The sequence below is a fragment of the Prosthecochloris sp. genome (genome assembly GCA_015482705.2).
Taxonomy (GTDB): domain Bacteria; phylum Bacteroidota; class Chlorobiia; order Chlorobiales; family Chlorobiaceae; genus Prosthecochloris.
The window spans coordinates 23,747-47,712 of the sequence record JADMLA020000027.1 but is presented as its reverse complement, the minus strand read 5'-3'; the positions used below and the strand labels follow the sequence as shown (position 1 = coordinate 47,712).

Annotated in this window: 22 protein-coding genes; 18 read left to right on the top strand and 4 right to left on the bottom strand. The window is 50.0% G+C overall.

Annotation, left to right across the window (positions count from 1 at the left end; genetic code table 11):
* The 4 genes from QZ209_RS06665 to QZ209_RS06650 form a co-directional block, all read right to left on the bottom strand.
* On the bottom strand, positions 1–1,133 hold a 1,133-nt coding region (locus QZ209_RS06665; RefSeq protein WP_294346092.1), incomplete at its 3' end, for a phosphoglycerate kinase.
* 84 nt (positions 1,134–1,217) lie between these two features.
* Positions 1,218–2,234, bottom strand: coding sequence for an endolytic transglycosylase MltG (gene mltG / locus QZ209_RS06660; RefSeq protein ID WP_294346090.1), 1,017 nt, complete (start codon positions 2,232–2,234; stop codon positions 1,218–1,220).
* Between the two features lie 17 nt (positions 2,235–2,251).
* Complete coding sequence (locus QZ209_RS06655) at positions 2,252–2,578, bottom strand: chorismate mutase (protein WP_294346088.1); 327 nt, start codon at positions 2,576–2,578, stop codon at positions 2,252–2,254.
* 75 nt (positions 2,579–2,653) lie between these two features.
* Positions 2,654–3,166 carry an NYN domain-containing protein gene (locus tag QZ209_RS06650; RefSeq protein ID WP_294346086.1) on the bottom strand — a complete coding sequence of 171 codons (513 nt, stop codon included), beginning with the start codon at positions 3,164–3,166 and terminating at the stop codon, positions 2,654–2,656.
* 263 nt (positions 3,167–3,429) lie between these two features.
* Between QZ209_RS06650 and mraZ the strand changes: the two genes are divergently transcribed.
* From mraZ to sdhA, 18 genes are all read left to right on the top strand, one after another.
* The gene (gene mraZ, locus QZ209_RS06645; RefSeq protein WP_294346083.1) at positions 3,430–3,894 is read left to right on the top strand and encodes a division/cell wall cluster transcriptional repressor MraZ; all 465 of its coding nucleotides are present in this window, start codon (positions 3,430–3,432) and stop codon (positions 3,892–3,894) included.
* A gap of 5 nt (positions 3,895–3,899) precedes the next feature.
* Positions 3,900–4,880, top strand: a complete 981-nt coding sequence (rsmH, locus tag QZ209_RS06640; RefSeq protein ID WP_294346080.1) for a 16S rRNA (cytosine(1402)-N(4))-methyltransferase RsmH — start codon at positions 3,900–3,902, stop codon at positions 4,878–4,880.
* 1 nt (position 4,881) lies between these two features.
* Positions 4,882–5,361 (top strand): hypothetical protein, encoded by a 480-nt coding sequence (locus tag QZ209_RS06635; RefSeq protein WP_294346077.1) that lies wholly within the window; start codon positions 4,882–4,884, stop codon positions 5,359–5,361.
* Positions 5,362–5,380: 19 nt separating this feature from the next.
* Positions 5,381–7,393: a penicillin-binding protein gene (locus QZ209_RS06630; protein ID WP_294346074.1), complete on the top strand. Its 2,013-nt coding sequence runs from the start codon at positions 5,381–5,383 to the stop codon at positions 7,391–7,393.
* Positions 7,394–7,400: 7 nt separating this feature from the next.
* Positions 7,401–8,942 (top strand): UDP-N-acetylmuramoyl-L-alanyl-D-glutamate--2,6-diaminopimelate ligase, encoded by a 1,542-nt coding sequence (locus QZ209_RS06625; RefSeq protein WP_294346070.1) that lies wholly within the window; start codon positions 7,401–7,403, stop codon positions 8,940–8,942.
* A complete protein-coding gene (murF, locus tag QZ209_RS06620; RefSeq protein WP_294346067.1) occupies positions 8,939–10,345 on the top strand; it encodes a UDP-N-acetylmuramoyl-tripeptide--D-alanyl-D-alanine ligase in 1,407 nt (468 codons plus the stop codon). The genes QZ209_RS06625 and murF overlap by 4 nt, the downstream gene beginning before the upstream one ends.
* 13 nt (positions 10,346–10,358) lie before the next feature.
* Positions 10,359–11,468, top strand: coding sequence for a phospho-N-acetylmuramoyl-pentapeptide-transferase (mraY, locus tag QZ209_RS06615; RefSeq protein ID WP_294346064.1), 1,110 nt, complete (start codon positions 10,359–10,361; stop codon positions 11,466–11,468).
* A gap of 2 nt (positions 11,469–11,470) precedes the next feature.
* Positions 11,471–12,871 carry a UDP-N-acetylmuramoyl-L-alanine--D-glutamate ligase gene (gene murD, locus QZ209_RS06610; protein WP_294346095.1) on the top strand — a complete coding sequence of 467 codons (1,401 nt, stop codon included), beginning with the start codon at positions 11,471–11,473 and terminating at the stop codon, positions 12,869–12,871.
* Entirely contained in the window at positions 12,868–14,073 is a 1,206-nt protein-coding gene (locus QZ209_RS06605) for a putative peptidoglycan glycosyltransferase FtsW (RefSeq protein ID WP_294346062.1), read from the top strand. The genes murD and QZ209_RS06605 overlap by 4 nt, the downstream gene beginning before the upstream one ends.
* Positions 14,070–15,164, top strand: a complete 1,095-nt coding sequence (gene murG, locus QZ209_RS06600) for an undecaprenyldiphospho-muramoylpentapeptide beta-N-acetylglucosaminyltransferase (protein WP_294346058.1) — start codon at positions 14,070–14,072, stop codon at positions 15,162–15,164. The genes QZ209_RS06605 and murG overlap by 4 nt, the downstream gene beginning before the upstream one ends.
* 11 nt (positions 15,165–15,175) lie before the next feature.
* Entirely contained in the window at positions 15,176–16,573 is a 1,398-nt protein-coding gene (gene murC, locus QZ209_RS06595) for a UDP-N-acetylmuramate--L-alanine ligase (RefSeq protein ID WP_294346056.1), read from the top strand.
* 57 nt (positions 16,574–16,630) lie between these two features.
* Positions 16,631–17,563, top strand: coding sequence for a UDP-N-acetylmuramate dehydrogenase (murB, locus tag QZ209_RS06590; RefSeq protein WP_294346054.1), 933 nt, complete (start codon positions 16,631–16,633; stop codon positions 17,561–17,563).
* Positions 17,563–18,432 carry an FtsQ-type POTRA domain-containing protein gene (locus tag QZ209_RS06585; RefSeq protein ID WP_294346053.1) on the top strand — a complete coding sequence of 290 codons (870 nt, stop codon included), beginning with the start codon at positions 17,563–17,565 and terminating at the stop codon, positions 18,430–18,432. Before murB ends, QZ209_RS06585 begins: the two co-directional genes overlap by 1 nt.
* A gap of 24 nt (positions 18,433–18,456) precedes the next feature.
* The gene (gene ftsA, locus QZ209_RS06580) at positions 18,457–19,743 is read left to right on the top strand and encodes a cell division protein FtsA (protein WP_294346051.1); all 1,287 of its coding nucleotides are present in this window, start codon (positions 18,457–18,459) and stop codon (positions 19,741–19,743) included.
* A 30-nt stretch (positions 19,744–19,773) separates the two neighbouring features.
* Positions 19,774–21,039: a cell division protein FtsZ gene (gene ftsZ / locus QZ209_RS06575; RefSeq protein ID WP_294346049.1), complete on the top strand. Its 1,266-nt coding sequence runs from the start codon at positions 19,774–19,776 to the stop codon at positions 21,037–21,039.
* A 168-nt stretch (positions 21,040–21,207) separates the two neighbouring features.
* Positions 21,208–21,642: a succinate dehydrogenase, cytochrome b556 subunit gene (gene sdhC, locus QZ209_RS06570; RefSeq protein ID WP_294346047.1), complete on the top strand. Its 435-nt coding sequence runs from the start codon at positions 21,208–21,210 to the stop codon at positions 21,640–21,642.
* Positions 21,639–22,130 (top strand): succinate dehydrogenase, encoded by a 492-nt coding sequence (locus QZ209_RS06565; protein ID WP_294346042.1) that lies wholly within the window; start codon positions 21,639–21,641, stop codon positions 22,128–22,130. The genes sdhC and QZ209_RS06565 overlap by 4 nt, the downstream gene beginning before the upstream one ends.
* A gap of 12 nt (positions 22,131–22,142) precedes the next feature.
* Positions 22,143–23,900, top strand: a complete 1,758-nt coding sequence (sdhA, locus tag QZ209_RS06560; protein ID WP_294346039.1) for a succinate dehydrogenase flavoprotein subunit — start codon at positions 22,143–22,145, stop codon at positions 23,898–23,900.
* Positions 23,901–23,966: the final 66 nt, after the last annotated feature.

Genomic DNA, 23,966 nt, shown 5'->3' with positions numbered 1-23,966 from the left:
CCCCCGCCGGTTGATATATGGGTAATACCGGATGCAAGCCCCGCTTTCATGACCGCGGCAGCGGAATCGCCACCTCCGACGATGGAGATGGTGCCTTTTGCGGTTGCGTCGGCAAGTGCCTGTGCGATTGCTATGGTTCCTTTTGCGAATTTCTCGATCTCGAACACGCCCATCGGCCCGTTCCAGACAACGGTTTTCGCCTGAAGAATCTCACGTGAATACGTATCGATGGTTTGCGGTCCGATGTCCAGCCCCATCATGTTGTCGGGAATGCCGTCAATCGGAACGGTGAGGGTTTCGGCTTCGGCGGAAAACTCCGTTGCCGCAACAACATCTTCGGGAAGCAGCATCCTGATGTTGTTATCCCGCGCTGTTTGTAGCAGGTGCCTTGCAAGATCCACCTTGTCTTCTTCCACCAATGATTTTCCGATGTTGTATCCCTGGGCTTTGAAAAAGGTGAAGATCATCGCGCCACCGATAAGCACCGTATCGACTTTATCGAAGAGGTTTTCAAGCACGTCGATTTTTCCTGAAATCTTCGCTCCCCCAAGAATTGCGACAAACGGTCGTTCAGGAGCGTTGAGCGCCTGTCCGAGGTATTTCAGTTCTTTTTCGATAAGGTAGCCTGCAACCGAAGGTTGGACGTAGTGACAGATTCCTTCGGTCGAGGCATGGGCACGGTGTGCCGTTCCAAACGCATCATTGACATAAATTTCCCCCATAGATGCCAGTTCACGGGCAAATTCTGGTTCGTTTTTTTCTTCTTCCGGGTGGAACCTCAGGTTTTCAAGAAGCATGATTTCGCCATCCTGAAGGGCCAGTGCCTGCTGCATGGTTTCGGTACCGATACAGTCATCGGCCATGACGACCGGGATGTCGAGCAGTTCGGAAAGTCTTTTGGCTACGGGGGCCAGTGAAAGTTCCGGTACGACCTTGCCTTTAGGGCGGCCTAGATGCGACATGAGTATAAGCCTTCCGCCGGACTCCATAATTGTTTTAATCGATGGAAGTGCTTCTACGATGCGTTTGTCGTTCGTTATGTTTGCATTATCGTCGAGCGGTACATTGAAATCAACGCGCATGAGTACTCTGCGGCCTTTACATGAAATAGCAGACAAGGTCTTTTTTTCCATTGTTCCGGGTTTCGATTTGAAGGGTTAAAAGGTTTTTATGAAATATACATAATGTATGTCGCTGTTTTACAGTGGGTGGCTGGTTCACCTGCGGCTCGTACGGTACTTTCTCACGTTTTTTGCATGTTCGGCAGCAGTTTTTGCAAAATAGTGACCTCCCTTTCCGGTTGCAACAAAGTAAAGGTATTCGGTTTTTGCAGGTTCAACTACAGCCATGATTGACAGGGCACCAGGGCTACAGATCGGTGCCGGGGGTAGCCCTTTGTATTTATACGTGTTATAAGGGGAATCGACAGCGAGATCCTTGTAAAGCAGTCTACCGGGTTTTCTATCAAGCGCATATTGTACCGTTGGATCTGCCTGTAGCTTCATGTTTTTTTCGAGCCTGTTCAGGTAAACTCCTGCAATGAGCGGCTTTTCTTCATTCAATGGCGTTTCTGCTTCGACGATGGATGCCAGGGTGAGCAGTTCCAGTTCATCGAGACCTCTTTTGGCTGCAATGGCTTGAAGACTGTCGGTGTAAAATGCTCTGAAGCGTCCTACAAGGAAACGGATAACCTCTTGCGAAGTACTTGCCCACGGGAAATTATAGGTTCCGGGGAAAGAGTACCCTTCGAACGAACTTCCCTCGATTCCGAGTTCTTCAAGCAGTTCCTTGTCTCTTGAACTGTTCATGAAAGAAAGTGAATCGATATCGAGCCGCGAGGCGATTATTGCTGCGATTTTTTCCGTGCGCAGCCCTTCAGGTATGAGTACCCGCTCTTCGTCCTGTGGATGGTTATGCAGATACGAGAGGAGCCCATAATTCGAGAGTCCGGGGGGGATGGTGTAGCGTCCGGGTTTTATCTGGCGGAGTTCGGGAAACAGCCACGCTGTGATGAGTAGCGGTCTTTCGTGCCGAATGACTTCTTTATCGGCAATTGATGCGATGATCGAGCGAAGACTCGCGCCTCTATGCACCACTATTTTTTTTTCTTGCCGAACTTCTGTATCGGGTGTATTCCAGCCAGGCAGAAAAAAAAATGCAGCAAGAAACAACAGGGTGGGAATAACGATGCTTGAAATGAAAATGAAAAAACGGCTTGTGAATGTGTCACGCATGAAACTGCCCCGAGAGGTTATCTGGAAGAAAGCGGTTGTTGTTCGTTTTTCCATTCATGCTGAAACAGCCTCGTCTCTTCAATGATGCATTTGTAGATTTTTTTCAGTGCTCCGGCTTTCAGTTCCGAATCGGCTTGATTGAGCACATTGGTAAGGACCTTTTTTTCTCGTGCAGGTTGGAGCACTTCTTCGCCGATTTGCTGCTTGAGAGAGCTGATATTCTGAGCGCAATTGAGTCGTTCGCAGAGCAGGTTCGAGAGTTGATTGTCGATGGCGTCAATTTTTTTTCGCCACTCTTCAAGCTCCAGCCAGTGATTATCCTTTTTGACGGTACTGTTAGACATAGTGCTTTCTTATCTAGAGTATGATACTGTTAACAGGTAAAATATTAAAATAAGGCGGATCTTCCGGGATTCCTTTTATTCTTTCGTTTTACTGAAAAGCTCCAGCCAGTGATCCACTTCTTTCTGGGTGAGTTGATTGTTACTGTATTTTTTCCGGTTTACAACGGTATCATCATTTCTTTCATGACTTTTGGTGCCGCACAGATACGTGTCGATGAAATTTTCCGAGAGCATGTATGACGCTCCGTTTGCCGTTGCATGGCGGCAGATAAAACGATCGGAAGAAACAATAGTAAACAATTGAGCCTTGCTTCCCAAAGATTTTAGGTAATCGACAATCCAGTCATCGGCTGAATAACCGGGCGATGTGAAAATTCTGTTCAGAGCACCGGTATCTCTGAAAACACCACGAGTGTGTTGCCCGTCGTAGACCACCGTAACCTTCGTTCTCGCCGATCGCTGGAATCCGAGCAGCATGGTTTCGGTCTTTTTGCGTTTTTCCTGCAACGTGTTTCGTTGTTTTTCGGGAAACAGTTTGTGCAGCAGATTATAGCCGTCAACGATATACTCTCGAAAAACAGTTGTCATGGGAATCGTTCAAGGAGTGCATGATATACCCCATATGGTTGGTTTTCATTGTTATCATTTTTGTTTCGAAGGGCCAATCGGCAGGTGATCCCCTATAGCTATTATACATAAGAAAAAGATGTTTCGATAGAGCTCATTTTACCAGAATGGGTATGGTCGTACCGAGTTTTCACAATATGCGGTGCATTATTTTTTTCCACATTGCTTTTTTTTACATTTAAAGTGGTGGAAAGTGGGAAATATTGGGTGAAAAAGTGTCTGATATGGCGGGTTTTATCGGAAAAGAGCAGCATTCCATGGACGAAAAAGGCCGTCTTATGATTCCGGCGAGATTCAGGAAACGCCTCGAACAAGTTCAGGAACGATCGAGTAAAACAGTTTTACCGGCTGCAGTTCTCTACGTTATGAAGGCCATGGATGGTTCGCTGGAGCTTTACGAACCCGAAATCTGGGCGGAAAAAGAAAAGAGCCTTTCTGCTCTATCCGATTTCAATCCGGACGAAAGAATGCTGAAAACCCTCATGTATGAAAGTCTCGACAGTGTAGAAATGGATAGACAGGGCAGGATTGCCCTTCCGAAAGACTTCATGCAGTATGCAGGTATAACGAAAGAGGTTATTATTATAGGGGCAAATGTAAAAATGATACTCTGGTCTCCTGAAAAACTGTCGGCAGTGCTCAAGGAGAACGGTTCGAGATTTCAGGTGCTGGCAGGCAGATATTTTTAGTTTTTATGAGCAAAGAAGCATATCACCGTCCGGTGATGGTGCGTGAAGTTGTTGCGCAGCTGGTCAGGCGCGAAGGTATATATGTCGACGGAACTCTTGGTGGCGGAGGGCATTCACTGGCGATTTTACAGGCCTTACGGGACAGAGGGTTTGAAAATCACTCTTTCCTTATAGGAATTGATCAGGATAGTTTCGCAATCGAGGAAGCCGCGAAAAAGCTGGCGTCTTTTCGCGAAAAAGCTGCGCTTGTACAGGGTAACTTTCGAGATGTGGTTTCCATCGTCAATGGTATAAGGACCCGTGAGCTCGATCGAATGCCGGTTGCCGGAATGTTACTTGATCTCGGTGTCTCTTCTTTTCAGATAGATACTCCGCAACGGGGATTCAGCTATCTTCGCCGGGGTCCGCTTGACATGCGCATGAGGCCGCAAGATGGCCTTTCGGCAGCGGATATTGTCAACGGTTTCGAAGAGAGAGAACTTGCCGATATTTTCTTCAGGTTCGGTGAAGAGCACAAGAGCCGTAGAATCGCCCGGGCCATATGTGCCAGGCGGATCGAGAGGGGTGACATTACGGATACAGAGGAGCTTGCGGCAGTAGTCAGGAGTATTGTCAGGGGTTCCGATCAGCAGGTAAAGTCTCTTGCAAGAGTTTTTCAGGCATTGAGGATCGCTGTGAATGATGAGCTTGGTGCGCTCGAGGATGTGTTGAGAGACGGCGTCGGGATGCTTGGGCCGAAGGGGAGAATGGGAGTGATCAGTTACCATTCGCTTGAAGACAGGATGGTTAAACGGTTTTTCAGGAAAATTGCGACTGACGACTGGGGGCCGAAAGGCGTAGGGATGAAGGAACCTTTACGAAGAGCGGAGTTCCGGGTTGTCACGGGGAAGCCGGAAATCGCGGCAGATGATGAGGTAAGGGAGAATCCCCGAGCGAGGAGCGCGAAGCTGAGGGTTGTAGAAAAAAAGGAACAGTCAGGAGGATAAGGTGAAATACGGTGCGGAACAAGATATTTCTATCGAGCATGTTTTTTCCTTGATGAAAGCGGCTTTACTGAAGCTGCGACCGTTGTCTTCGGCTTTCATAGATATACGCGGGAAAAATGGTTTTTTCCGAAAGAACGCTCATAAACAGCCTTCATGGTATCGAGCAAAAACCACCCATGATGCAAAGCGCCAGGCTCGGAAGCGTTTCAATTTTGGTTCTATTCTTCGCTTGCGTACCTTTGCATTCATAATTGCTGGAACCGTGCTTTTGGTGGTCTATATCAATAATCTTCTGACCATCAATTCATTATCGAGGGAGAATGAGCACCTGCGTGAACGTATCGGGGTCAGTAAGAGTATCAATGCGGCCCTCGAGCTTGAATTACAAGAGCTCACAGCCATTCACAACATTTCCGAAAAAGCGGGAATGATGGGGCTGAGAGCCCGAATGATTCCTGCAGTGTACATTGGGGCGAAATGATGGGAGGCGGAATGGTGCTATGAGCAGACAAGATGATGATGGACTGCCCGGCGGTGGGTCGGGTAGAGAGTTTGGGTGGCGTCTCGGCGTGGTAGCCCTCCTGTTTGCTGTACTTGCGGGGTTCATTGTTATCAGGCTGTTGAGCATTCAGGTGGTCGATGTACAGAAATACAAAACCATGGCGACCAGACAGCATGAACGGGAGGTCGTAGAGCAGGCGAAAAGAGGACGGATTATCGACCGGTCGGGAAGGTTGCTTGCCGAAAGTGTTCAAAAAGTTTCATTCAAGGCAGATCCCTACCTTGTCCGGAACACGCCGGTAAGGATAAACGGAAAGACAGACACGGTGAACAACGTTTCAGAGGTTGCATCGATCTTTGCTCGTCATTTCGGTAAGAGTAAAAGCTACTATGCCAAAAAGCTTCGTAAAAAGAGCCGTTTTGTCTGGATGGAGCGTTCGGTACCGATTGCAAAAGCCGAAAAGCTCATGGCGGCGAAAATCACCGGTGTTGGTTACGAAAAGGAGCAGCATCGTTACTACCTCAACATCGCTTCGCAGGTTATCGGACTGACCGACAGGGATAACCGGGGGATCAGCGGCCTCGAAAAAAGGTTCCATGATGATCTGAAAGGGCAGGATGGCATAAAGGTTTTTCAACGATCAGCTATCGGAGAACGGTTTCTCGCTGCCGGAGAAGAACAGATCGATGCGCTCGAAGGTCTGAGTATTCAATTGACAATCGATGCGGACATACAGGCTATTGTCGAAGATGAGCTGCGTGACGCGGCTATCAAACACAAGGCGAAAGCTGCGATGGGGGTTGTGATGGATGTCGAAACGGGAGAAATACTTGCCATGGCCAATTACCCTGTGTTCAATATGAACAACCGGCGTAACTATCGTCCTGAAAAAGCGAGAAACAGGGTTATTGCAGATGCTTTCGAGCCGGGATCGACGGTTAAAATCGTCATGGCGGCTGCGGCTACTGAAATACTCCATCGGACTGCTGAAGATACGCTCGATGCACACAATGGATCCTTTGTGGTGCAACGGCGTGTCATACGGGACCATGAAAAGTTCGAGCGCATGACTTTTCGCGAAGCAATGGTGCACTCGAGTAATGTCATTGCGGCAAAGACAGCGATGGAACTCGGAGAAAAGACCTTTTACGATTATGTCAAGCGTTTCGGCTTTGGTCAAAAGACCGGACTCGATCTCCTTGGGGAAGTGAAAGGTCTTCTCAAGGAACCCAAGGACTGGGATAAAACCACCCTGCCCTGGATGGGTTACGGTTATGGCTTTACGGCAACACCTCTTCAGGTTCTGCAATCATATGCGGCGATTGCGAATGGAGGGATGGCGATGCGTCCCTATGTTGTGAGCAGGATACTCGATGCTCAGGGAAATGTTGTCCGGGAAACCGGTCCGGAAAAAAGGGCCAGGGTCGTCAAAGAGGAAACCGCCCGCTATCTGATCGATGAGTATCTCGAGCCGATTGTTGTGGAAGGAACCGGTATGGCTGCAGCTATTCCAGGCGTGTCGGTTGCCGGTAAAACCGGAACAGCCCAAAAACTGAAAAACGGATCGTATCGTCAAGGCGGGTATGTTGCATCGTTTGTCGGAACGTTTCCTGCCGACAAACCCAAGATCGCGGCAATTGTTGTGGTCGATGAGCCGAAACCGGAATATTATGCGAGTATGGTTGCCGCACCGGTTTTTTCGCGTATAGGGAAAAGAACGATCGCCGTATCGGAATCCCTCAAGAAAAAACTTGCAATTGTGTCACCGGCTGAGGCGGCTCTTGATTCCCTGGAAGCGGTTACCGTACCGAAGCTCGTTGGATTACAGGGACGAGATGCAAGGAAGCTGTTGGAATGGACGGAACTTGTTATGGAATATGACGGACCTTTGAAGGATATGGTTACCGGGCAACAGGTTGCTCCGGGAACCATGGTCGCTCCAGGGTCTGCGATTCGGGTTACCCTTGGGGTGTGGGGAGAAGAGCAAGCGTACAATCAGACTGGAATGTAGCGAGGGAATGGAGCGGATAAAGCTGTATATGTTACTGGAGCGGCTGGAGGTGTTGACTGTTTCAGGCGGCTGCGACCCTGATAGGGAGATTCGACAGATTGCATCGGATTCACGAGACGTCGTGAAAGGAGGCCTGTTCATTGCGGTACGAGGATTCGAAACGGATGGCCATCGTTTTATAGAGAACGCAGTGGATCGTGGGGCTGTTGTCGTAGTTTGCCAAGAGCTTCCAGGTATTCTACGTGATGCGGTCTGTTACATTGTCGTGCGGGATTCCAGGCGTTCCATGGCGCAGATCGCAAAGCGGTTTTACCATGATATAGCAGACAGGCTGAAGATTATCGGTGTCACGGGAACCAACGGCAAAACCACAACCGCTCGTCTTATGGCGGCAATGATGAACGACTGCGGGATTCCGACGGGGTATATTGGCACAGGTCTGGCGCTAGTAGGAGAGGAAACGGTTCTGCTTGGGAAAACAACTCCCGAAGCGGAAGTACTCCACCGGCTTTTTTTCATGATGGCCGAACGGGGATGTAAGGCGGTGGTTATGGAAGTTTCCTCTCATGCGCTGGTTCTGCAGAGAACCCATGGCATTCGGTTTGCTGGAGCGGTTTTCACGAACCTGACACAGGACCATCTTGATTTTCATCATACGATGGAGCGGTATGCCAAGGCGAAACAGCAGTTGATGGATGGAGTCGATCCGGAAGGCTTTGTCGTTGTCAATGCAGATGATCCGTGGGCTGCATTCATGGTGAAAAAACGTGGAAATACCGAGTTGTATTGCTGCACGGTCGGCCATAAGAAGTTCGTCTGTCAGGAAGGCGAGGAGGTGCGTGCTCGTGTGATCAAAGCGGAAATGCAGCATACAGAGGTGGAAATCGAGACAGGAGTGGGCCGGTATGAGTGTGGTTTCAGGTTACCGGGGATTTATAATGTCATGAATCTGCTCGAAGTTTTTGCAGCCGGTATTGCGATGGGATTGCAGCCGGAGCAGGCCATAGGTCGCCTTGCAGCCGCGTCCCCCGTAGAGGGAAGAATGGAAATTATCAGTGATACAACCGGAGAATTTTCGGCTGTTGTCGATTATGCGCATACGCCTGATGCTCTTGGAAAGGTGATCGAGGCATTGGGTGAGCTCAAGCCTCGAGGCGGAGCGCTCATCGTGGTGTTTGGATGCGGGGGGAACCGGGATAGCGATAAACGTCCGAAAATGGGTTCGGTTGCTGCGAAAGGTGCGGACAGGGTTATCATTACTTCGGATAATCCTCGGGATGAAGATCCAGGCGAAATTATGGATGATATCGTTAAAGGGATTGTTTCTGAAAGTTTCCACCGGTTTACAAGCCGTTCGGAGGCAATCCGTTGCGGTGTCAATCTCATGAAAAAAGGGGATATTCTGCTTGTTGCAGGGAAAGGACACGAGAACTATCAGGAAATTGCGGGAAATCGCAGGTATTTTTCCGATCGGGAAACCATAACTGCAGCCCTTGCTGCGAGAAATGCACAGCGTCAATCAGAAAAAGGGACTGAACCTGGAATATGACAGTTTGTCTGGAGAAAAAGGATTTTGAAGCCGTCGGGGAAGTCGCCGGGTACGACAGGGATTATCCTGTCATGTTTGCGGATCCATCGGTTGTGATCGACTCACGGAAAGTGACAGGCGGCGAACTGTTTTTCGCTCTCAAAGGAGAGAAAACGGACGGGCATCACTACGTTCGTCAAGCTTTTGAAAGGGGGGCGGCTTGTGCTGTTGTCAACAGGGAGTGGTATGATGCGCTGGATGCCGCAGAGAAAGAGCGAGGGTTCGGCTACCTTGTGGTCATCGATACCGTGCATGCGATGCAACAGCTCGCTAGGCTCTATCGTTCGAAGTTCGATATTCCGGTAATTGGAATCGGCGGGAGTAATGGAAAAACCACGACCAAAGAGATGACGGCGTCGGTGCTCCGGAGCCGCTACATGGTTCATATGAGTGAGGGTAATCTCAACAATCATCTTGGTGTGCCGCTCACGCTTTTCGGACTTCGCAGAGAGCACGAAATAGCTGTCGTTGAAATGGGTATAAACCACCCTGGTGAAATGGAGCTGCTCACTGCTATTGCCAGGCCTACACATGGGTTGTTGACCAACATCGGTCATGAGCATCTTGAATTTTTACGGGACCTGAACGGGGTGGCATATGCGGAAACGGCTTTGTACAGGTATCTGCAGAAGCGCCATGGTGTTGTCTTCGTGAACCGCGAAGACAAGCGGCTCGATGAGGCTGCTGCTGGAATGCCCGATACCGTTTCTTACGGTAAGAGGCTGGACGGTAATGGAGTATGGGCCGAGGATATCAGGATGGATGCCGCCGGCAGGTCATTGTTCACATTGTGTTGCCTTGCCGGAACTGTTCCCGTCACTCTGCAGTTCGCAGGCCGTCACAACGTTTCGAATGCCGTAGCAGCAGCTGCAGTTGGGCAGCATTTCGGATTGAATCCGAAAGAAATTGCGGCAGGTCTCGAAGGCCTCCGTCCCGGAAAAGGCTGGAAGCGGCTCGAGTTTCAGGATGCCGGTGGGATCATTGTCGTCAACGATACCTATAACGCCAATCCTGATTCCATGCGTCAGGCACTCGATCTGTTGTGCGCGTTGCCGACTTCAGGAAAAAGGGTTGCGGTTATCGGAGACATGCTCGAGCTGGGGGATGTCAGCGTCATGGAACATCGGGCCATCGGGCGTTACGTGGCGGGGCTTCGGCAGATCGATTCGCTCTATACTTTCGGTGAGCAGGCTGCGCTTTGCTGTACAGAAGCCGGTGCAAAATGCTCCGGACATTTTACTGAGGAAGAGGAGCTTCAGGAAGTGTTGAGTGCTTCGCTCGATCCGGGGGACGTTCTCCTGCTGAAAGCTTCGAGGGGAATGAGGCTGGAACGGTTCGCCGATGGCCTCATGGCTGATCAATAAATCGTATTTTTTTATGCTTTACTATTTGCTTCAATATATCAATGAAGTTTTCGACCCACCGGGTTTCGGTGTTATAGAATATATTACGTTCAGGGCAAGTGCTGCCGCGATCACTTCTCTTTTGATTACCATTCTTGCCGGACCCAGGCTGATTAGGTATCTCAAGTCCAAATATATCGAACCGGTCAAGGAAGAAGCGCCGGCTGAACATCGCAAGAAAAAGAAAGAGCTGCCGACAATGGGAGGGACACTGATTATTTTTTCAGTGCTTGTTTCCGGTATGCTCTGGGCAAAGCTGGACGACCCCTATGTCTGGCTTATTTTTCTTTCCGTTCTCTGGATGGGCACTATCGGGTTTGTCGATGATTACCGGAAAGTTGTGCTCAAGATCAAAGGTGGTCTATCCGCCAAGTACAAATTGATCGGTCAGGTTTCTCTCGGTCTGTTCATCGGGTTTTATACTCGTTATGATCCGGCATTTTCAGTGCTCCTGACCGAAACGACGATTCCTTTTTTCAAGGATCTGATGATCGATTACGGTTGGTGGTACATCCCTCTTGTGGTGTTTATCATTACCGCAGTGTCCAATGCGGTGAATCTCACCGACGGCCTTGACGGTCTTGCAGCCGGTATATCGGGTATCGTTGTGTTCGGGCTGGGTGGGTTTGCCTATCTTGGTGGTAACACGGTCTACGCAGACTACCTTGATATTGCCTACATTCCCGGGGGGGGAGAAGTTACGATAGTCAGTATGGCGATTGTCATGGCCTGCGTGGGATTTTTGTGGTTCAATTCCCATCCTGCAGAGATTTTCATGGGTGATACAGGATCACTGGCACTTGGCAGCGCGATAGCCGTTATTGCCCTGTTGATAAAAAAGGAGCTACTGCTGCCGGTATTGGCTGGAACGTTTCTCATTGAAACGCTTTCCGTTTCTCTACAGGTTGCATGGTTTAAATTTACCAAGTGGCGATACGGTGAAGGACAACGGATATTTCTCATGGCTCCCCTGCATCATCATTACCAGATGAAGGGATGGGCGGAAGAAAAGATTGTCATACGGTTCTGGATCATCACGCTGCTGTTTTTCCTGGCCAGTCTGATGACGTTAAAATTGAGATGAGTGTGGATGCAGAGAGTATAAAAGGGTCACATGTCAGTGTGCTCGGGGCGAAACGCAGCGGTATTGCCGCGGCGTTGCTGCTGCAGAGGCATGGAGCTCATGTTTTTGTGAGCGACAGCGAGCCTCTTGGAGACCATGAGAAAGCATGTCTTCAGCAAAGCGGTATCGCTTTCGAGGAAAAAGGTCATAGCCATAAGGTTCTCGAAGCGGACTTCTCCGTGGTGAGTCCAGGTATTCCGCCTCATGTAGCGGTTATCGAGGAGATGGGAAAGAACGGTATAGGGATGTTCAGTGAAATCGAGCTTGCATCATGGTTTTGCAAGGCACGTATACTAGGGGTGACCGGAACCGACGGCAAGACAACGACAGCGACACTGATAGCAGCCATGTGCGGTGTCGAAGCCGCTGAGCGGGGGTACAGGGTGTTCAGCGCGGGTAATATCGGTGTTCCTTTTTCATCTCTTGTCGGTAAGATGAGGCCCGGAGATGTCGCGGTTGTCGAGCTCAGCAGCTACCAGTTGGAACGCTGCACGGCTTTCAGGCCTGACGTTGCCGTTGTAACCAACATCATGCCTGACCATCTTGACCGCTATGAAGGGAGTATGCAGCGATATGCCGAAGCAAAGTACAGGATTTATGCAAATCAGCGCCAGGATGACTGGCTGGTCTATAATGCCGATAATGAAACCCTGCGTGCTCATTTTGCGGACCATCGGGAGTATGTTCCGGGATTGATACCTTTCAGCAAGAGCATAGAGCGCATCTCCGGGGTAAATGACAATTATGCGACAATGGACGGAAGGTGGCTGACAACCGTGATCGGAGGCAAAAAGGAGTCGGTAATCTGCAAGGATGATCTGTTCAAAAGAAGCTTCAGAGGGAGTCATAACCTCGAAAACGCTCTTGCTGCGGTATGCGCTGCAAGGGTTGCAGGTATCGGTATTGCTCCGGTACGGGAAGCCCTCGAAACGTTCGGTGGCGTGGAGCATCGCCAGGAGTTTGTAGGAACTTTCAATGGAGTTGACTGGGTAAACGATTCGAAAGCAACGAATCTCAACGCGCTGCGGCGGGCACTTGAAACCGTACCGGGTAAAGTTGTTTTGATAGCTGGCGGGCGTGAAAAAGGGGGTGATTTCAGCGAACTGGAGGATACGGTTCGCCAAAAAGTTTCGATATTGGTGGCTTTCGGTGAATCGAGAGATAAATTTATTGCAGCGTTTTCCTCTCTCGTCAGGATTGTCCAGGCCTCCTCCCTGGAAGAGGCGGTGTCGCTTGCCAGGCTGAATGCGGCTCAGGGTGAAACTGTTCTTTTCTCGCCGGGATGCTCGAGTTTCGACATGTTTGATAATTTCGAGACAAGGGGCAAAATGTTCAAGATGTGTGTTCGGGGGAGAGCCGAATGAGACAGCGTGAAGAGAGAGTCGAGATAAGCACAGGCGGGAGGATTGCTTCGCCGGGTCAGACCGTCGAGGCCAATAGTGTTGCAGGTAAACTTCTGCTTCTTATCGTTGTTTTTTTGATGTGTATCGGGGTGGTTGTCGTTTACAGCAGCGGGGCCGGATGGGCGCAGAGGAAGTTTTCGAATCCCGAGTACTTTCTGTGGAGGCAGGTGTTTTTCACGTTTTTGGGACTGGCAACGGTGATTGTGTTTTCTTCGATCGATTATCGAATTTTCAAAAAGCTGAGCAAGGTTCTTTTCTTTCTGAGCATTGTTCTTCTTGCCGGCCTTTTGTTTTTCAAATTCATAGGAGTCATCAAAGGGGCGGCTCGCTGGATTCCTCTTGGTCCTATAAGCTTTCAGGTATCCGATTTCGCCAAGTATGCCCTGATTTTTCATTTTGCGAGACTGATCACCGACAAGCGGGATTTCATCAAGGATCTCAATGAAAGCTATTATCCATTGCTCACACTTTTACTCACGGTCGTTGCACTCATTGCTTTTGCGCCTAACTTCAGCACGGCATCACTTGTTGCAACCATCGGTTTTACTATGATGTTTCTCGGAGGGGTCCGGTTCAAGCATCTGCTCGTTACAGCCGTTCCGCTCATTCCTCTGGCAGGGTTGTTTGCGATAGCGCAACCATACAGAGTCGCAAGGCTTTTGTCGTTTTTCAATGGAGGGGACGAGCAACAGCTTTCCTATCAGGTACGTCAGGCTCTCATAGGTCTCGGCAACGGCGGGATGTTGGGACTGGGTATCGGTGAGAGTAAACAGCGCGAGCTTTTTTTACCGCTTTCCTACAATGATTTTGTGTTTGTGATTATCGGAGAGGAATTCGGATTTATCGGAGCCGTGGCAGTTCTCACTCTTTTTGCCGCCTTTTTTGTCTGCGGACTGATCATTGCCAAGAACGCTGCAGATGGTTTCGGTCGTTTTGTCGCGCTTGGCATCACCATTACCATCGTGCTGTATGCATTTATCAATATAGCGGTTGCAAGTCATGTGCTTCCTACAACGGGGGTACCTCTGCCCTTTATCAGTTACGGAGGGACAGCACTTCTGTTCAATTCGCTCGGGGTAGGTATTCTTGTCAACATATCGAGGAAAAGAAAAGGAGGAGAGAGACTCTCTCCCGATTCCGATAGAAGAGGAGGTGCGGGATGAGGGTTATCTTTGCGGGCGGAGGAACGGGCGGTCATCTTTATCCGGCAGTGGCTATGGCCGAAGAGCTTCTGAAACAAATGCCTGATGCGAACGTTACGTTTGCCGGTACGGAAAAAGGCATCGAGGCGAGAGAGGTCCCCCGACTGGGTTACGGTCTGGATACCTTCAAGGTTCGCGGTTTCAGTCGTGGGCGGTCACTGGCCGATATGCTCGGTAATGCAGGCGTGTTGAGTGATTTTACCGGTGCGGTCAGCAAGGCGACCTCCCTGATCAGGAAAGAGCGTCCCGATGTTGTTGTCGGTACAGGCGGGTTCGTCAGCGCACCCTTGCTCCTTGCTGCACAGATGCTCGGGAAAAAAAATCTTATACAGGAGCAGAATGCGTATCCCGGTATGACGACACGGTTGCTTTCTTTGTTTGCTACCGAAGTGCATCTTTCTTTTCCCGACAGCAGCCGATTCCTGAAAAGAAAGAAGGGGATTTACGTTTCAGGCAATCCCGCCCGCAGTTTTTCTCTCACCAACTGCAGAGAAGCTAGAAAAGGGTTTGGTCTCGATCCAGGGCTCCCGACTCTCCTTGTCTTTGGTGGAAGCAGGGGGGCGCGATCTATCAACAATGCGGTTAAACGATGGCTGGGTGAACTCGAGGGTATGACGAATGTCATCTGGCAAACCGGTTCACTGGACATCGAAGCGATCGGCAATGAGTGCGTTCCTTCGAGTAATCTGTGGATCGGGCCTTATATCGACGATATGGGAAGTGCGTACTCCGCGGCTGATCTCGTCCTTTGCAGGGCAGGGGCTTCGACCGTAGCGGAACTGACCAATCTCGGCAAGCCGGCGATTCTGGTTCCCTATCCCTATGCGACCGGGAATCATCAGTTCTTCAATGCAGAAGCATTGTCTAAAGATGGAGCGGCGGTGTTGATCCCCGACGATGAGATTAGCGGCAAGGAGGCGAAAGAACAGGTTTATGGGTTGCTGAAGGACAGCGTGAGTCGGGGAAAAATGGCGACTGCTTGCAGACAGCATGGAAAACCTCAAGCGGCGAGCGAACTGGCAGGGAGAATCATTCAATTGGGAAAAAGCTAAACGAGATAGACGTGGAACTGGGAAATACAAAATGTGTCCATATAGTCGGGATAGGCGGGGCCGGGATGAGTGCGATTGCCGAATTGTTATTGAAATCAGGCTTAACCGTTACCGGTTCGGATATTGCCGTCAATGAAGTCACGGAAAAACTCAAGGAAGAAGGGGCAACCGTTGCGAAAGGGCATAGTGAAGAGAATATAGGAGAGAGCGATGTCGTTGTGTACTCATCCGCCATATCGGCACGTGACAATGTGGAGATTGCCGCGGCACTGCGAAAGGGTGTGCCGGTGATCAAGAGAGATGAAATGCTCGGTGAACTGATGCGGTATAAAAGTGGTATCTGTGTTGCAGGAACTCATGGTAAAACCACGACAACAGCGATGATCGCAACGATGCTCATCGAGGCTGGAGAAGCTCCGACGGTCATGATTGGCGGGATTTCGGATTACCTGAAAGGAAGCACCAGGGTTGGTGACGGTCGGTACATGGTCATAGAGGCAGACGAGTACGATCGTGCATTTCTCAGGTTGACTCCATCCCTCGCCGTGATCAACAGTCTCGAGGTCGAGCATACCGATACCTATGGCGGGATAGAGGATCTCAGGGAGGCTTTTATCGCTTTTGCCAACAAGGTGCCGTTCTACGGGAGGGTGCTGTGTTGTGTTGACTGGCCTGAAGTACGCAACATCATTCCTCAGCTCGACAGACGTTCGATTACTTACGGTATAGAGGAGTCTGCGGATTTTATGGCACGGGATATAGAAATCGACCGAAACAGAACCTTTTTTACGGTAGACCATCAAAAAAAGGAAATGGCCCGTTTCAACATCGCCGTTCCAGGGCGGCACAATGTGCATAACGCGCTGGCGGCAATTGCCACTGGTGTGGAGATGGGGCTGCCGGTCGAACGCCTTGTTTCGGGGCTCGCCGCGTTCAACGGGATGAGAAGACGGTTCCAGATCAGGTACGGGAAGGATGGGGGGCCTGTCATCATTGACGATTACGCACATCATCCCTCCGAGGTCAAGGCTGCGGTCAAGGCTGCGAAAGCGGGATGGCGGGATTTTGAGATTGTCGCTGTGTTTCAGCCTCATCTTTTCTCCAGGACAAGGGATTTTTCGAACGAGTATGGCTGGGCGCTTTCAAATGCAGATAGCGTTGTTGTTACCGATGTGTTTGCCGCACGAGAAAATCCTGATGATTTTCCCGGTATCGATGGAGCTCTTGTAGCAAAGGCGGCGACTGTTGCCGGGGCAAAAAAGGTGAGGTTTATACCAGGAATGGAGGAACTCTGCTCCATCCTGGAAGGTTACTGTGTGGCAGGAAAACTTTTGCTTTGTATGGGTGCCGGGAGTATAACCAAAGTCGCGCTGGAGCTTGCCGGGAAATGTCAGCGCAGGAACCAATGAGTTGGAAGGAAACGTTTGAGCGTAATCCATTTTCTAAACAGATCAACAGATATAGAGATGATCAGTACTGAAGAACTGCTGGATGCTATCAAGGGTCGTGTGCTGCTTGGTGAGCCAATGAAAGAGCATACAGCACTGAGAGTCGGAGGATCGGCTGATTTTTATGTCGACCCTCTTGATAGAGACGATCTTTGTCGGGCGTTGTCGCTTTTTGAAGAGAGAAATCTTCCCTATACCCTTATCGGAAGGGGAACAAACCTTGTGGTTCATGATGACGGTATCAGGGGTGCTGTTATCGTGACGTCGAGAGCATTGGGAAATTACACGATCAAGAAAAATATTCTAACCTCCGGCGCCGGGGTCCCGCTTCCGGTGATTGCCGAAAAGACATTTTCTCTTTCTCTTGGTGGTCTCGAGATGCTGCAGGGGATTCCCGGAACAGTTGGAGGGGCTGTTGCAATGAATGCAGGGGCGTACGGCCAGGAAATGTCAGGTGTCGTATCCTGGGTCGAAACATTCGAAAACGGAAAACCATGTGTGATCTCCGCAGAGGACATCCGGTTTGGCTATCGTTATAGTTCTCTCAGGGAGAGTGCCATTCTTGGAGCGGGTATGAAGCTCGAGAGACTTTCCGCTGTACAACATGATAAAAGAGCCCGGCTCCGCAGGGAGGCGTTCGAGAAAAGGGTTGCTTCACAACCGTTGTCATGGCCCAATGCAGGAAGTGTTTTTCGTAATCCGCGGCCAGAAGAGAATCCTTCCGGTCTCAGTGCCGGTCAGATGATCGATGCCTGTGGGCTCAAAGGAAGCCGGAAAGGTGGTGCGATGATTTCAGAAGAGCATGCCAACGTTATCATCAATACCGGTGATGCGGTTTCGGCAGATGTTATGGAGTTGATTTGTGTTGCGAAAGAACATGTCCAAAAGATGTTCGGGGTATCTCTTGAACTGGAAATAAAGCTTCTCGGATATGAAAAAACCTTGTGCTGATGGAAGGATTTGTCTATGACGATGACCTCGGTACTCCTCCGGAAAAGCCTGACGAACCAGCCGGGTTGGAGGACGGGACTGATTCTGGCACTGCCGGCCCGCGGTGGCGCTTTATCGCACCGGTGTTGCTTGTTCTTTCGACAATGCTTCTCGGGCTGGGGATCTATGCTCAACACTGGAAAAGGAGCGTCTGGGTAAGGGATGTCGTTATCTGTGGCAACCGCTTGCTGGATGCCGGGGAGCTTCGGGAAAAGGCTGAAGGACTTCTCGGCAGAGATCTTGACGATGTTGATGATGCAGTGCTAACGAAGCGTTATACCGAGTTGCCCTATATCCGGAGGGTCGGTATCGAGAAAGAGATGAACGGAATCGTTCGGGTCACGATTGAAGAACGTGTGCCCATGGTGAAGGTGGTGAATGGTGAGAAAGTTCAGGTTATTGACACGGAAGGTTATATCTTGCCTTATCGTGACCTTCCCCCTTCCTCATCGAGGCTTTTTCAGGTCACCGGAATGAAAACAAGACATGACGAAGGAACGCACTTGGAAAAAGCCGATGAAAAGCATTTTGCCGTTCTCAAAGAGATGATCGAAGCTTTGACAGTGTCTGAATATGCCCGGTTATTGATACGGGATGTATGTCTGGAAGGCGGAAGCGGAGCCTATTTTTCGGTTGCCGACTCCCCTACCCGTTTTATCGTCGGGAATGATGGAGACTACAAGGAAAAGTTGAAAAAATTCGAGATATTCTGGCAAAAGGTGGTTGAAAAAATGGGACTCGACGGTTATGAAAAGGTCGATTTGCGATTTGATAAAAGAGTTTTTGCTGTAGAGAGTGGCCGTAGGAGTTCGCAGAGGATATCGCCCTGATATCATCGTGTACAGGATGAAATAATGCAGAAAAGCAATATAGTCGTTGGGCTTGACATAGGGACAACAAAGGTATGCGTTGTCGTTGCCGAAATGGATGAAATGGGGAAACTCAACATTCTCGGTAAAGGTCGTACCGATTCTGAAGGGCTTCAGCGGGCCACGGTGGTCAACATCAACAAAACTGTCGATGCCATCAAATCGGCGGTTGCCGATGCCGAGCGTGAATCCTCGATTCGTATAAAAGGGGTCAATGTGGGTATCTCGGGAGCTCACGTTCATTGCATCAACAGTAATTCCGAAATAAGTGTCAATCAGTCCGGTGTCGTCAACGCTTCGGATGTAAAGCGTTTCCTTGAAAAAGCGAAGACCAATATCCGTTATCTGGACATCGATCATGAGATCATCCATGTGATTCCCCAGGAGTTCATCGTCGATGATCAGGAAGGCGTACTTGATCCGATCGGGATGGCCGGAACTACGATGCGTGGCAGCGCTTATATCGTTGTAGGGATGAAAACCAAGATCCGCAATATCAAGCAATGTGTTGAGAAAGCGGGTCTTGAAGTCAACGCCATGACATTCGAGCCTATTGCGTCGGGTCTTGCTGTTATGAAGAAGAGCGAGAAAAAGAGTGGCGTTGTCATTATCGATATCGGTGGGGGGACAACAGAGGTCGCTATCTATATCGATGGAGCGATACGTTTTTCGGAAGTGATCAAAGTCGCAGCCAATGATGTGACGCATGATGTGGCATACGGAGTCAAGGCTCTTTACGAGGTTGCCGAAGAACTCAAGATCAAGCATGGTTTCGCTTATTCGAAGGAGCGGATCGAGGATGAGGAGATATTGATAGAAGGTATAGAGGGGCGCCCCTGCAAGTCTTTCATGAAAAGTTCATTGACCTTGATTATCGAGGCTCGCATGATAGAGATTTTCGAACTGATCAGAGAGGCTGTCAAACGTTCGGGATATTTTGAGTATTTGAATGCCGGCGCGGTCATTACCGGTGGTGGGAGTTTGATTCCCGGCACCGATACGCTTGCATCGAATATTCTGGGACTCGATGTGAGGACCGGTTTTCCCGAAGGGGTGTCGGGTGGTATCAAGGGTGCAATCAACAACCCAATTTATGCTACGGTTATGGGGCTTGTTGCATATTCTTTTGAAAACAGTGATTTCCAGGATAGCGATGTGATTGACTTGCGTGACGGCCAGACGGAATCTGTCGATGCCGAAGAGAGCCATCCTGAGGGAGAAACGGGAAAGAAAATAGTCGATCGCTTGAAAGACTGGTGGGAAAAGCTTTGAGAGGGTCCTTAAAAAGGAGGAGTGTGATACATGGCGTTTGAACTGGATCCCGGCTTGTTTGAGCATGAGGAGGAAAGAGGCGTTTCCATCAAAATCGTCGGGGTAGGCGGGTGCGGTGGAAATGCGGTCAACAACATGATCGACCGCAGGATTGCCGGTGTGGATTTTATCGCCTTCAATACCGACCGTCAGGCTTTGTTGAATTCCAAAGCTCCTACCAGAATTCAGATCGGCAAAAAGGCTACCAACGGTCTCGGCGCAGGCGCAGATCCTGCGAAAGGGCGCCAGGCTGCGGAAGATGACCGTGAGTTGATCGCCGATCAGCTTCGGGGTGCGGACCTTGTTTTTATCGCAGCAGGAATGGGTAAAGGGACCGGGACAGGAGCCGCTCCGGTTATTGCTTCCATAGCAAGAAACATGGGGATTCTTACCATCGGGGTTGTCACCCGCCCGTTCAGTTTTGAAGGGAGGATCAAGGCCGAAATAGCCGATGGTGGTATTGCCGAACTGCGAAAATATATCGATACGCTCATCGTTATCGAGAACGAAAAGATTCTCAGTATAGCCGAAGAGGGAATCAGTGCTACCGAGGCCTTCAATATGGCTAATGACGTGCTTTACCGGGCAGCGAAAGGAATTGCGGATATCATTACCAGTCATGGTCATGTCAATGTCGATTTCGCCGATGTGAGGAGCATTATGTTCGGTGCAGGAGATGCCGTGATGGGATCGGCGTCGGCCTCTGGTGAAAGGCGGGCACTCAAGGCTTCTGCCGATGCTATTGCAAGCCCACTTTTGGAAGGTGTCGCTCTCAAAGGGGCAAAAGGGGTGCTGGTCAATATGACCGGTGATGTTACCATGCGGGACATGTCCGATGCCATGAGCTATCTCGAAGAGCAGGTGGGAAGGTCGGCTAAAATAATAAACGGATATGTGGAAAATCCCGAAGCTTCGGGAGAAATAAGGGTGACGGTTATCGTTACAGGTTTCAGTCGTGATCGGGAGGATCCGCAGGATGACAAGATTTCCGATAATGTGTATATGGTCGATGCGCTGTCATCCAGAGGCAAGTTCTCCCCGCCGATGTCCCGTCAGGTTGCGCAAGGTACGCATGATCTAACACCTGATGATCTTCGAATCCCCGCTTACATTCGCAGGAAAATTGCTATTCACGATCCGATGGAAGTCGGGTCTCCTTCCAAAGAGGGGGGATCAAAAACCGAGGAGAACTCTGATGATATGATTCGCAAGGGAGAGTCCAGCATGCCCGCTTATTTGCGGCGGCGCAAGCAGTAATTCAAACTGATCATCATGCCCTCGGTGCAATGGCCTGGGCCAGTTGGAAATTTTTTCAGAATCGTAACGCAAAAAGGCCGGCCGATGGCAATTCTTTTTCAATGACAGATTATCTTCAGACCGGACACCGGCTGCCGGTATCTTTATTATCAAGTTTATCGTTGATGGATGCAAGAAAACATTGAACGATCGGGACAATCAAGAAACAGGCCTTCGTTCAGAACGTTTCTGTTTACGGCATCTTCTTACCGCAAGCTTGCAGGTATGTCGGCCTGGTTGCTGCACAGGTTTACAGGGCTCGCGCTTGTAGCGTATCTCGTTTTACATATTATGGGGTTGCGCTCGCTTGCCGATCCCGCGGCATTTGAAATCTATGTGACAACATATCGAAATCCCCTGTTCAAGATAGCCGAGGCTATCTTGCTCGGATCGGTTGCATTTCATGCATTCAACGGGGTGAGAATAATGATTCAGGATGCATTTTACCGTTCCGAGCGACAGCGACAGTTGTTCTATGGCGTCTTGGTGTTGACGTTTGTCGTGACACTTGTCGGTGGACTGTCGATTATTTTTCCATACTTCATAGCCCCAATGCTTCCATGAGCAGCCAGAATGAGAATCAGGAGGTCCGCTCGCCGGTCCGTTTCAAGGCTTTCGGATGGTTGATGCAGCGTATAACGGGTGTCGGCCTTTTGTTGTTTCTCGGTCTGCATTTCTGGTTGCAGCATATGCCGAACGGTTTTCTCGCTACAGCCGAAGAATATAACAGCATACTCAGGGAGCTCGGGTCAACCGGACAGGAGTTCGCCGATGCGATTGCAGAGGGGGCGCTGAAGGAGGCGTTGCCGGGAGAGCATGTCATTACCTACAGTAAAGTTCTCGAGAGATTGCAAACGCCGTTATGGAAAATGATCGATGTCATGCTGTTGTTTTTGGCGTTGTCGCATGGTATGCTTGGGGTCAGCAGATCTCTTGGAGACTATATGCATAACGAACGTTTAAGGAAGATAGCCGTGGCAGCTGGTTGGACGGTAAGCGTGTTGCTTGCCTGGCAGGGCACTATGGCGGTTATGTCTGTTGGAATGAATTAGGATAATTGGATTATGCAGGTTGTTTACCATGATGTGATCATTGTCGGTTCCGGTCTCGCAGGGCTCAGGGCAGCGGTTGAAGTTGCCGGAAAACACGATGTTGCCGTCCTATCGAAGCTTCATCCTCTTCGGTCTCACTCCGGAGCGGCCCAGGGGGGGATATCTGCTGCACTTGGCAATGCCGAGAAAGATTCTCCACAATGGCACGCATACGATACCATCAAGGGGTCGGATTATCTGGCAGATCAGTATGCCGTGGAGGTAATGTGTAACGACGCTCCCCGAGCGATTATCGAGCTTGAACATCTCGGTGTACCTTTTTCTCGCTTCGACAACGGCCGCATAGCACAACGCCCTTTCGGCGGGCATACCAGCAACTTCGGAAAGACTCCGGTTCGCAGAACATGCTATGCTGCCGATAGGACTGGTCATGTTTGTCTGCATACACTGTATGAACAGTCCATGAGAAAAGGTGTCAGCTTTTATGATGAATATCAGGTACTGGATCTGTGTATGGCCGAAGGAGCCGTGAACGGAATTGTCGCCATCGAACTCAAAACCGGACAGCTCATGCTTTTTCATGCCCGGGCTGTCATGTTCGCTACCGGTGGCTATGGAAAAGCATGGAGGACCACGTCAAACGCTTTTGCCAATACCGGGGACGGACTGGGCATAGTGCTGAACAATGGGATGCCTCTGGAGGACATGGAGTTTGTGCAGTTCCATCCGACCGGTCTTTATCGGCTTGGCATACTGATTACCGAAGCTGCAAGAGGTGAGGGAGGAATCCTGAGAAACGGACAGGATGAAAGGTTTATGGAGCGCTATGCGCCGAGCATCAAGGATCTTGCGCCGCGTGATATTGTAAGCAGAAGCATCTACGAGGAGATCCGGCATGGCCGCGGTGCAGGGCCGATGAAAGACCATGTTCTACTTGATTTAACGGGGTTGTCAAAAGAGAAAATCGTTGAAAAGCTGCCTGAAATCGAGTCGTTCGCAAAGATTTACCTTGGCGTGGATCCTGCGGCAATGCCGATTCCGGTACAGCCGACCTGTCATTATGCCATGGGAGGAATACCCACCGATGTAAACGGCAGGGTGAGTGGAGATGCGGAAGGACGTGAAGTTCCGGGGTTTTGGGCTGCAGGAGAGGTTGCCTGTGTGTCGGTGCATGGCGCAAACCGTCTCGGCTCCAATTCTTTGCTGGATCTGATTGTTTTCGGTAGACGTGCAGGTAAAGATATCAACCGGTATCTCGACAGGGTCTGTCTCACTCCGATTCCTCTCGATACAGGGGCTGCTGCCCGGATGAGTGAGAAAATTACCGCTCTTAAAGGACGGGAGGCCGGTGAGGCGATTACCCCGATCAGAACAGAACTGCAGAAAGTCATGATGGAAAACGTGTCGGTGTTTCGTCATGAACAAGGACTTTCGGAGGCGGTGGAGACCATCACGGCACTTCAGAAAAGGGCTGAAGCGATAAAAGTTTTCGATCGGAGTGAAAAGTTCAATACGGAACTTCTCGAGGCTATCGAGCTGCAACATATGATAAACTACTCGAAAGCTGTTGCGGTATCGGCCCTTGAACGAAGGGAGACAAGAGGTGCGCATAGCAGGGACGATTATCCGTCACGGGATGATGCGGCATGGTTGATGCATTCGATTTGTTTTCTTGAAGAGGGAGGGGCGATTACACATATGCAGAAGGCTGTCGACCTTTCTCTTGCGTCTTCCCGTCCAGAATTTGTTCCGAAAGAGCGCAAGTATTGAATGAAAGGAGTTTGGAATGTGACGTCTGTATGTGGTCTATTTGAAATCATAGGAAATAAAAAAAGG